We start from the raw sequence: 10,313 nt of genomic DNA, 5'->3' as shown, positions 1-10,313 counted from the left end.
CAGGGCGAACCGCTCAGCCGCCTCCATCCTCAGCCTCTCGCGAAAGGCCCGTCGCTCGCCGGTCAGCCCGCCCCCTTGCGCATACCTCATGCAGTCGGCATACCGCAGGGATCAAGGACCGTCAGCCCCTGCCGACATCATGCTTTGAAGGTCAGTAACAACGGCTAACACAATGAGCCGAGTTGTCGGTGGGTGATGAGGCAGCAGGCGAGTTTGAGGAACGCTTCGTGGATGTCGGCTCGCCGTTCCCATCGGATGCGCAGACGTCGGAAGCCGTGCAGCCACGCAAAACTTCGCTCGACCACCCAGCGGTAGGTGCCCAGTCCGGTGCCGTGCAGGGTGCCGCGGCGGGCGATCGCGGGCACGATGCCGCGGGCGCGGACCTGGTCGCGGTACATGTCGTGGTCGTAGCCGCGGTCAGCAAACAGCGAGTCCGGCTTGCGGCGGGGCCGTCCGACCCGGCCGCGGACCGGCGGGATCGCGTCGAGCAAGGGCAGGAGTTGGGTGACGTCGTTGCGGTTGCCGCCGGTCAGCAGGACCGCGAGCGGGGTGCCGTGCCCGTCGGTGATCAGGTGGTGTTTCGAGCCGGCCCGGCCTCGGTCGACCGGCGAGGGGCCCGTGTGGATCCCCCTTTTAGCGCTCTGACGTGGGAGGAGTCGACCACGCAGCGGGACCAGTCCAGCCGGGACGCCGCGTTCAGCTCGGCCAGCAGGACCTCGTGCAGCCGCTGCCACACGCCGGCCTCGTTCCAGTCCCGCAGACGGCGCCAGCACGTCATGCCCGAGCCGAAGCCGAGGTCCTGCGGCAGGTACTCCCACTGGATCCCGGTGTGCAGCACGTACAAGATCCCGCACAGCACGTCCCTGTCCGGCAACGGCTTGCGGCCTGGATACCGGAACCTGCGCTCACGCTGCGGCAGCAGCGGCTCCAGGTGATCCCACAGCTCATCCGACACGATCCACGGTGACGTCCCCACAACGGACCGAACGTTCAACTACCGCCCCGGACACGGCAACCAGGAGCAATCCACCTCATTGTGTTAGCCGCTGTTACTAGGGTATAAGCGGCAACTCGGCTAGATCAAACGCCCTCTCAGGTCCGTCTCGCCGCGTACGCCGAATTCCTCCAGCTCGGTGAAGGCGTCCAGCAGCGGGGTCACTTCGCCCTGGATGATGCGGGAGGTCATGAACATTTCATTGGTCCACCCGCGCTGGTACGCATACTCGTCGTCGACGTTGCCGAGGAACAGCGCGCGCAGGGCGGGCAATTGCTCACGCTTCGACACCAGGAGCGCGATCACCTCCTCCGAACCGTCGTCGGGATCCCCCCAGCAACCCACGATCAGGGCACGTACCCGGGCGGCGGGGACGGTGGCGAGGAACCGGGTGAAGACCACCTCCCAGTTGTCTCCGTAGTAGGGGTGCATCACACTGATCCTCACAGGCCACCTACTCGGGTGCCGGTAGCTCGGCGGCGTCCCGCGGATCCGGTTCCGAGGCGGGGAAGTCGACAACCGGCAGGCCGTGGAATTCCTGCATTCGCGTCAACATGGCCATGCGCTCCACTCTTTCGATATGTGTCAACGGACGGTTCGGGCCTTGACCCCGAATCCTGGACGGGTTTTGCGGCTGGTGTCAGCGTAGTTGATGTTGTTCGGGACGCTGTTTCGTAGGCGATGGGACTGCGGTGTCCGAGGCTGGAGTGACGGCGTCGGGTGTTGTAGCGGTTGAGCCAGCGGAACGCGTCGAGGCGGGCCTCGCGTTCACTGGGCCAGGTCGTGCGGCCCGGGAGCGTCTCGCGTTTGAACGTCGCGTTGAAGGACTCGGCGAGTGCGTTGTCCGCGCTGGAGCCGACCGCGCTCATGGACTGGCGGACACCGGCTTGACGGCTGGCGTCGGCGAAGGCCCGGCTGGTGTACTGGGCCCCGTGGCCGGTGTGTATGGCCGCTCCGGCGAGACTGCCGCGGGTCTGTTCGGCGGCGGCCAGGGCGTTAGCGCCCGGGATCACTGTGAGGGTGTCGATGAGCTCGAAGAGCGCATCCGACGGTTCGCTGTAGGCGTGGCTATCGGCTCGGGACGCCATGGCCTGACCAGTCTCGGACCGGGCACGGGTGACCGCGCCGCCATCGAGGGTGAAGCTGAGCACATCCCGCACCAGGATTTGCGGGAGGCTCGATGAGTGAGCCAGCAGAGTTCCGTCCTCGTCGATCCGCCAGCCGCTGTACTCGGCATCGACCAAGAGGAACACCTGCGCGGTGGCCAGCCCTCTCCGGCTGATCTTCACCTCACTCATACCCACAACGGCTCTGATATCGCCAAGCTCCACGTCGCGAATCTGGTCGTCTTCCCACTCGCCGACAAGATCGGCTAGAACTCCGACCTGGCCCAACGTCAGGTCCTCACCCGGAGTACGTCCCGCCTTCAGCGGCTGGCCCACCATGCCCTGGAGGAACCGCACCAAAGCGTCCTTGGTCTCGAGGCTCGGAGCCTCCAGGACGAAGAGCGTTCCCTGAAGCGCATGCAAAGGCACCATGTGCGGCTTCGGCAGGCTCCAGCCCCTGAAGGCCTCGTAGACATCTGCGTCCGCACCCACAAGGGGCAGGGTGCGGTCGAGCGCCGGTACTCCGACTTCAAGGGCCCGCTGGCCGTTACCCCCCTGTTCGTGCAGAGCAACCGCCGCGCTGCCGCCCTGATCCAGGTCATCTGCCTGGCGCTGCATGGTCTTCTGCCTGATCGAGCGGCAGGTGCGGCGCGCGCTGGGTGGCGACGAGAAGATGGCGGGCCTGTATCCGGACGGCCGACGGGTGCGTCCGACCGGCCGCATGGTCTTCTACCACCTTGGGGAGCTGACAGTGCGAATCGGCAGTGCCACCCATCCACCCGTCGTGGCGATCACCCGCGGCGTCCAGTTGCATCTGCTGGACCTTCTTGGCGTCGACATCAGGCGAACCCGCTGGCCAGAGACCTGAAACAGTGACCCCTGCAGCGGTCGCCTGCCCTCGACGGGGCGTGGGCGTTGCTATGTCGTTTCGCCGGCGTCCGTGACCATGCGGACGAGGGTGTCGACGAGCTCGTCGGAGGTGGTGCGCAAGCTGTCTGTGCTGAGGTGGCCGGTGAGTTCCATGTCAGCGATGCCGTGGGCGCTGGCGAGCAGCAGGGCGCCGTAGTGCCGGGCGTTCCGCTCCCCGACGAGGTCGGTGACGATGATCAGGAACTCTTCCTGGAAGCGTCCGGCCGCGCGGATGCGGTCTGCGGCCGGGTCGCCCGCCGGTGCGCACAGCTGGCGTCGGACGCGATCGAGTCCTTCGCCAAGTTCCTCAGGACGGTGTCCGTGGCGCCTGAACAACATCTGGTACAGGTGAGGCTGGTCCCGGCCGACGCCGATGAGGACGCGGAGAGCGCCGCGCAGCTTGTCGGAGTCCGACAGGGCCGGATCGGTCCGCAGGGTGTGGACCTGGTCGGCGATCCGTTCCCAGCTCTCGGTCGCGAGGGCGGTCAGCAGGCTGTCCTTGCCCGTGAAGTGCCGGTACGGGGCTCCCCGTGTCACGCCTGCCCGCGCGCTCACCTCGCGCAGGGTGACGGCTTCGGGGCCGCCGAGGCCGAGGAGGTCGGCGGCCGCGTCGAGCAGAGCGCGGCGGGTGAGGGCGGCGGATTCCGCACGAGTGGCCATGACCTGCATCATACAGTTGACAGTGTCATCTGTGCTGGTAGCGTAACTAAGGTGACAACGTCATCTGAAACGCAGAGGCTGATCGTCGTGACCGGAGCCTCCACGGGCATGGGCGCGGCAGCCGCCCGCGAACTGGCTCGTCGGGGCTTCCACGTGCTGGCCGGCGTGCGACGCGACCGTGACGCCGACGCCATCCGATCCGCCGGCATCGAGCCCGTCATCCTCGACATCACCAAGTCCGAGCACGTGGAGGCACTCGCCGCGCGGGTCGCCGAAGACCCGCGCGCGCTGCACGCGCTCGTAAACAACGCCGGCGTCCAGGTGAACGCCCCGGTCGAAGTCCTGCCGATGGCGCAGTGGCGGCAGGCGTTCGAAGTCAACTTGTTCGGCCACATCGCCGTCATTCAGGCGCTCCTGCCCGCCCTGCTGCGCAGCAAGGGCCGCGTGATCAACATCAGCTCGGTCGGCGGCAAGTACGCCATGGCAACATACGGCGCTTACGCCGGCGCGAAGTTCGCCCTGGAGGCAGTAAGCGACTCACTCCGCCGGGAGGTCGCGCCGCTGGGCGTACAGGTGGTCGTGGTCGAGCCCGGCGGCGTCCGCACGGAGTTCGCCGCCCGCGGGATCGCAACAGCGAACCACCTGGCCGCCCAGATGACGCCGGAGCAGGACGAGCGCTACGGCAGCCTGGTCCAAGCGAATAACAAGTTGATGGCCTCGGGCACCGCGTCGGGCCTGACCGCTGACGCCGCCGCCCAGGTGATCGCGAAGGCCGTAACAACCCGCAGACCGCGCACCCGCTACACCGCTGGCCGGGATGCTGCCTTGATCATGAGCCTGGGCCGGTTCCTGTCCGACCGTACGCTCGACCGCGTCCTCGCCGCCAACCTGCGCCGCCACTACCCGAAGGGAGCCGTCGGCCGACGATAACCCCACGAACAGCTCCGTCCCCTGTGGTGCGGCCACCGGTGGGCTGGCGGTCAACGGATGAATTTCCCTCCGGCCCGGGGCGAGGGCTCTCCGGGCGTCGGCCTCACTGCACGAGCGTCGCCCCGCGGCCAGACCACGGGTCACGGCTTTCACCGCCAAGCACCCCTTGTGTCACCCCCAGCCGCCCGTACTTTGCTATATGCGACTGCCTGAAGACCAAGATCAATCTCATCGGGATTTCCTATGGCGTAGCTGGTGGTGTGCTTATTGATCTTGTTTGTGGCCTGCTGTTGTTCAGTTGTACTGGGTGGTAGTTCTGGTCAGTCAGTGAGGCTTACGCGGAACCGAGTGTCCGGGGCTGGGGGGTACGTGGGTTGAGCTGGTTGTCTGGTGTTGCTCAGTGTGCTGAGCGGGGTGGTGGTTTTTGCTCAGTGCGGTTGGCGCGTCTGTAGGTAGCGGTGCTGGTCGGCTGTGCGAGGGCTGGGGGGCGGTGTGGGGGTGGTTCAGCGGGTGGTGAGGCGTTGCCAGAGCAGGTCGTGGTCGGCGGGTGCGAGGCGGGTCAGGTGGAGGCGGCCGGCGAGGTCGTGGAGGAAGGCGGTCTGCTGGGTGCGTGTCAGGGGGCGCGGGGGGAGACGGTCGAGGGCGGTGGCGAGGGTGAGGGTTTCGGGGTAGGTGATCAGGTTCCGGCAGGTCAGGGTGGGGGAGGCCGGGCTGTGGGTGAGGTGGGGGTTGGCGGCGGTGAGCTGGGTGAGGCGTGTGCGCCAGCGCTGGTGCAGGTGTTGATGGTGGTCGTACCAGCGGGTGGTGATCGTGGTGGCCCAGCTCAGGTAGGCCGCGGTGGGCGGTTGGCGGGTGGGGTGGGCGTGGGTGAGTTCGGGCAGGGCACGGATGTCGAGGGGGGTGCGCTGTCGGGGGTCGCTGGAGGCTTGCTGGTGGCGGGCGCAGATCAGGGCCCGGGGCAGGTCGGGCGGCGGGTGGATCCACGCGGGGGCGGCGTGGTGGGGTGGGCGGCGGAGGGTGCAGGTGGTGCAGGCTGGCAGTGGCTGCACGGCGGGGGCGAGTGGCTGCCAGCGGGCGGTGGCGGTGGGGGTGGTGGCGATGGATGCGGGCGGGGGACGGCGGGTCAGCGCGCGGTCGAGGTGGGCGGGCGGGATGCGGGTGAAGGCGGCCAGACGGCGGGCGGCTTCGCAGCTGAGGTGGAGTTCGGTGGTGTGTGGGGCGGCGGGGGTGCAGGTGGCGTTGATGTGCAGGCCGTCGAGGAGGTGGGCGGGGGAGAGGCGGTAGGCGGCGGCGAGGCGGGTGAGGTAGGAGGCTGCGCTTTCGCGGGGCAGCGGCCGCACGTGTAGCGCGCCGGGCGGGCTGGGCCACATCGTGGCGGTTCGCACTGCGGGCGCGGGGCGGGCCTGGGTGGGGGTGGTCACCGGCCGGGGCGGGTGCGGCGGGCGGGGGTGCGGGGCCGGTAGTGCTCTTCGGCGAGGTGGTCCAGTGCGATGGTGTCCAGCAGCGTTCTGGTGATGCGCTCGGTGCCGTCAAGGATGGCTTCGATGGCGGCCTGGCGGATCAGGCGTGAGAGGCTGCCGATGCGTCCGGCGGTCCGTTCGTGCAGGTAAGGCGCGAGCCGGGGCAGGCTGCCGGTGCGGTGTGCGGTGAGGTCGAGGGCCGCTTCCAGGGCGGCGATCAGCTCGCGGAACGGCTCGCGGTGGCCGGTCCGGGCGGGCAGTGCGCCGCAGTCGATCAGCGAGGCGCGTCCGGCCAGCTGTGCGCCGCGCAGCCCAGTGAAAACGGCGCTGGCGGTGACGTCGATGCCCGCGTAGACGAAGGTGGCGGGCACCCGTTCGGTGAGGTCCTTGAGCCAGTCGGCGGCCTCCGCGCCGGAGGTGGTGCGGGGATTGAGCCGGTGGATCTCGTCGATCAGCACGAGCCTGACGCCGGCCGTGGTGTAGGTGTGGCAAACGGCGGTCGTGATGTGCGCGGTTGTCATGCGGCTGGCCACGGGGATGCCGAGGTAGCGGGCGAACTCGGCGGCCAGGGTCTTGGCGGTGGCGCCGGGCGGCACCAGCACGTAGGCGACGGGCACGCTGGTGTCGCCCGGGGAGGCGCGGCGGGTGTGGGCGAGGTGGCAGGTACGGCCGACCTGGAGCAGCGCGGTGGTCTTGCCGGTGGTGGCCGGACCGGTGACGATCAGCGACGGCCGTGCGGTGGCCTGCTGGTGGCGGCCCAGGATCATCAGGGTGCGGACCTGGCGGGCCAGGGATTCGATGGCCGGGGTGCGCACGGTGACGAACTGCGAGTGGTAGGCCAGGCGTTCCTCCAGCGTACGCGGTGCCTGGCCCGGCTGCGGAGGCGTCGGGGGCACGGCGTGGGCGAAGCGGGCGAAGGCGTCGAACGTCGTCACCGTGCCCGCGGTCGCCTCCCCGTCGTCCGCGGGCGAGGGGCGGGCAGGGGTCACCACAGTTCGGCCTCCTGGTCAGCGTCGTACAGCGCCAGCGCGCCACTCTGCGGCAGCGTGAGTGCGTCGGAGTCGTCGGCGCCGGTGCCGTCTCGGACCTCGGCGCGGGCCCGGGCTTGGAGTTCATCGAGGCTGTCTTCAGCCTCAGCCTCAGCCTCAGCCTCAGTCGTGGTCGCGGCGTGGGCCGTGTTGCGGTGCGGCGCTGCCCGGACGCCCGCCGCCTGGGGTGTTGTCGTTTCGGTGGGCGTGCCCGGAGTTGCGGCAGGCCGGGCCTGGCGCAGGATTTGGTCGGCTGTCTCGGCCAGGGCGGTTTCGTGTGCCTCGCGTTCGGTGCGCTTCTCGAGGGTGTTGCGGATGTGGCGCCAGGTGGTCTCGCTCATGGGTGCGTGGACGTGGTCGCGGTGGATCCACGGGATCTCGTGCAGGTGTCCGTCGGGCAGGCGGAGGTAGATCTGCCGCACGTCGTGCGGGTTGAGGTGGACCTCCCACTTGCCACCGGGCCCGGTGGGCGAGGGCCGTCCGCGGTGCTCGTTGAGCGCCGTGTGGTCGTAGGTTCGGTAGTTGATGCGGATGCCGCGGCCGGTGATCGGGTGGAAGCGCACCGGCAGCAGTTCGGTGTAGTCGGCTCCGGTCAGGGGCAGCGGCACGTAGCCGCTCGCACCCAGCAGCGCGGCCCACATCTTGCCCGGGGCCAGGGCCTTTTTGGGCAGGAGGGGGTGGCGCAGTCCGTCGTGGGGGCGGTGCTGCCAGCACGCGGTGATCCACTCGTCCAGCAATTCCTGCAACTGGGCCACGGTGAAGCGGGCTTCGCCCTGAACCGTCTCGCCGCGTTCGAGAACGTGGGAGCCGGTGTAGCCGGCGACGTGCTGCGCGAAAAGGGTGTTGAAGCTGCCGAAGGTCCGCTCCACGGCGCCCTTGGCGGTGGGGGAGCGGGGCGGGGCGGGCTGCACGCTCACCCCGAGGGTTTCGCAGGCGGCCAGGAACGCGGCGGAGAGGAAAACGCGCCCGCGGTCGATGACGATCGTTTCGGGCACCACCACCGGCCTTGCCGCGGCCTGCTCAAGGCGCGCGTCCAGGGCGAGGAGGCGGTCGTAGGGGACGGCGGCGTGGGCCAGACGCAGATGTTCGGGCCAGCCGGGCCGCACCGGGTGGGGGACGGCCATCTCCGCCAGCAGCAGGGCCGCGTCTACCGCCTGAGTGCTTTCCTCGCGCAGCACGGCCGCCACCACGGACTTCGTCGCCACGTCCAGAGCGATCGTGAGTTCTGGGCGTACCGGCTTTCCATCCTCGCCGATGGCCATGATGTCCAGCCGGGTGGTGTCGACCTGCACCAGCTCACCGGGCCGCAGTGCCACCGTCGGCGTGAAGGGACGCACCGGCACGGTGGTGGCGGTGCGGGCGGGGCGGCCCGGGTGCTCCAGCGGGTCGGCCAGGACCCGGACCAGCCGGTTGAACGTCGATGGCGCCGGCAGCGCCACTGCGCCCGGCCCGTGGGTGTCGGCCAGGATCTGCCCGGTCACCTCCCGCAGCCCCTTCAGGGTGCCTGTGGAGCGGCCGCGCTGGCGGCGCAGGGCTTCCAGGACCGCGGCCACCACCCGCTCATCCGCACGCCCGGTCGCGCTCGACGGCTTGCGCTGCCGGATCAGGCCCATGACGCCGCCCGTGTGGTAGCGGGCGCGCATGCGGCGCACGGTGGCCCGGCTGGCCCGCGGCCAGCCCAGCTGCGCGAGTTCGTCGGCCTTGGCCTGCTCCCGCTCGGCCATCGAGGTGCGCTGAGGGTCGTACTCGGGCCGGGGGACGCCGGTGCTGCCGGGCCCGTCGGGCAGCCCGGTCTCGATCTCGCGGATGTGCCGCTGCCAGGCCATCGCCCGTTCCCGCTCCCGTTCGGGCACCGCCTCCAAAAGGCCCCACGGCGCCGCGGCGGGAACGGGACAGTCCACCACCGCGAAGGTTCGGTCGGCGAACCGGAACGAGGACAAGACCGAGGCGGTCTGCCCGCGGGTGTCGACGAGGCGTACCGAGGCTCCGGCCACGGCGGCCACCTGCCAGGGTCGGCCTTCGAATGTCACATACGCCCCGAGTTTGACCTGCCGGCGCCGGGCGGCGGCCGCGGCGCGGACCGGGCGGCCGGGGGTGCTCACCACTGTCCGGCCTCCGCCTCGGCGTCATACACCTCGAACCCGCCCGGCTCCACAAACGTGCCGCGGGCGCCGCCGGTGTCGGGCACCGCGCCGCCACTGGTCCCGCCCCGGGCAGCCGCCTCCCGGGGCTGCGCCGCGGTGAGGGCGGGGCCGGTCCGGTTGCCGCCCGGCCGCGTACCGCAGTCGGCACCCACATCCGCACCCGCGCCGGTACCGGCGGCGCGGTGTGCGAGGACGGCGCCGGTGCGGCGCCGCAGCAGTTCGTCGAAGGGCCGCCAGGCATGCTCGCCCTGCGCCCACGGCACCGCGTGGAGCTGGCCGTCGGGCAGCCGGACGAAGACCTGCCGCGGGTCGTGGGGGTGATGGTGGACCTCGAACCGGTCCCCGCGGCCGCGGTGTTCGTCCAGGCACGCATCGTCGTAGCGGCGCCCGCCCAGCAGAATGCCGGATTCGGTCACCGCGCACCGGCGGGCCGGCAGCAGTTCGCCGTAAGTCTGCCCGGCCAGCGGCAGCGGCATCCTCCCGGCCGCGCCCAGCAGCACCTGCCACATCTCCTGCGGGGCGAGCCCCGCCCGGGGCAGCAGTGGATGCCGCAGCTGCTCCTGGGGGCGCTGGTGCCAGACGCCGGTGATCCATTCGTCAAGCAGGTCCTGCAGCTGCGGCATGCTCCAGTACGCCACGTCCGCCCGGTTCTTGCCCGCGGCGGCGGGCGGCCGGGCCGCCCGCCGCCGGCCGGGAGAACAGGCCGGCGAGCTCCTGAAGCGTGCGCAGCGCACCTCGGCGGGCGTCCGCCGTCCTCGGCGGGGCCGGCTCCAGGCTGATGCCGAGGCTTTCGCACACGGTCAGGTGCGCCGAGGTGACGCCGGCCGTTCTGTGGCCGAGGACGAGTGTCTCGGGCACGGCCGCCGGACGCGACGCGGTGGCCTTGATCCGATCGGGCAAGGACATCAGCCGCCGCACCGGCCCGCCCGCGTGGGCCTGCTCCAGCAGGGCGGGCCAGCCCGGGCGCAGCGGCTGGGGTACGGCCATCTCGGCCAGCAGCACCGACAGTTGGGCGGGCCCGTCCTGCTCCGGGTGCAGCACGGCGGCCGGCACGCAGCCGCTCGCCTCATCCAGCGCGGCCG

At 70.6% G+C, this 10,313-nt stretch carries 9 protein-coding genes and 2 pseudogenes; 2 read left to right on the top strand and 9 right to left on the bottom strand.

The genetic code is table 11. The features are described 5' to 3' along the window. Positions 1-164: 164 nt before the first annotated feature. From ACZ49J_RS45310 to ACZ49J_RS45300, 3 genes and pseudogenes are all read right to left on the bottom strand, one after another. Positions 165-955 (bottom strand): annotated as a pseudogene (locus ACZ49J_RS45310) (IS5 family transposase). 120 nt (positions 956-1,075) lie between these two features. Further along, positions 1,076-1,426, bottom strand: coding sequence for a hypothetical protein (locus ACZ49J_RS45305; protein ID WP_467457713.1), 351 nt, complete (start codon positions 1,424-1,426; stop codon positions 1,076-1,078). A gap of 11 nt (positions 1,427-1,437) precedes the next feature. After that, positions 1,438-2,718: a transposase gene (locus ACZ49J_RS45300; protein ID WP_467457714.1), complete on the bottom strand. Its 1,281-nt coding sequence runs from the start codon at positions 2,716-2,718 to the stop codon at positions 1,438-1,440. Here ACZ49J_RS45300 and ACZ49J_RS45295 point away from each other — a divergent pair. Next, complete coding sequence (locus tag ACZ49J_RS45295; protein ID WP_467457716.1) at positions 2,717-2,968, top strand: hypothetical protein; 252 nt, start codon at positions 2,717-2,719, stop codon at positions 2,966-2,968. The genes ACZ49J_RS45300 and ACZ49J_RS45295 overlap by 2 nt on opposite strands. Before the next feature lie 50 nt (positions 2,969-3,018). Here ACZ49J_RS45295 and ACZ49J_RS45290 read toward each other — a convergent pair whose 3' ends face one another. Continuing rightward, a complete protein-coding gene (locus ACZ49J_RS45290; protein ID WP_467457718.1) occupies positions 3,019-3,669 on the bottom strand; it encodes a TetR/AcrR family transcriptional regulator in 651 nt (216 codons plus the stop codon). Positions 3,670-3,720: 51 nt separating this feature from the next. Here ACZ49J_RS45290 and ACZ49J_RS45285 point away from each other — a divergent pair, with 51 nt between their 5' ends. After that, on the top strand, positions 3,721-4,599 hold the full coding sequence (locus ACZ49J_RS45285) for an SDR family NAD(P)-dependent oxidoreductase (RefSeq protein ID WP_468352442.1): 879 nt from the start codon (positions 3,721-3,723) through the stop codon (positions 4,597-4,599). A 503-nt stretch (positions 4,600-5,102) separates the two neighbouring features. Here ACZ49J_RS45285 and ACZ49J_RS45280 read toward each other — a convergent pair. From ACZ49J_RS45280 to ACZ49J_RS45260, 5 genes and pseudogenes are all read right to left on the bottom strand, one after another. Next, positions 5,103-5,939: a TniQ family protein gene (locus tag ACZ49J_RS45280; protein WP_468352439.1), complete on the bottom strand. Its 837-nt coding sequence runs from the start codon at positions 5,937-5,939 to the stop codon at positions 5,103-5,105. A 77-nt stretch (positions 5,940-6,016) separates the two neighbouring features. Then, complete coding sequence (locus tag ACZ49J_RS45275; protein WP_467457722.1) at positions 6,017-7,051, bottom strand: TniB family NTP-binding protein; 1,035 nt, start codon at positions 7,049-7,051, stop codon at positions 6,017-6,019. Next, positions 7,045-9,192: a transposase family protein gene (locus tag ACZ49J_RS45270; RefSeq protein ID WP_467457724.1), complete on the bottom strand. Its 2,148-nt coding sequence runs from the start codon at positions 9,190-9,192 to the stop codon at positions 7,045-7,047. Before ACZ49J_RS45270 ends, ACZ49J_RS45275 begins: the two co-directional genes overlap by 7 nt. Further along, entirely contained in the window at positions 9,186-9,854 is a 669-nt protein-coding gene (locus ACZ49J_RS45265) for a Mu transposase C-terminal domain-containing protein (RefSeq protein WP_467457725.1), read from the bottom strand. The genes ACZ49J_RS45270 and ACZ49J_RS45265 overlap by 7 nt, the downstream gene beginning before the upstream one ends. Next, positions 9,829-10,313: pseudogene (locus ACZ49J_RS45260) on the bottom strand (hypothetical protein); the annotation flags it as partial. The gene ACZ49J_RS45265 and the pseudogene ACZ49J_RS45260, both read right to left, overlap by 26 nt.

Source organism: Streptomyces sp. NPDC030840, from assembly GCF_055572015.1.
The sequence above is the reverse complement of the archived record's forward strand: the minus strand, read 5'-3'. Positions and strand labels throughout refer to the sequence as shown.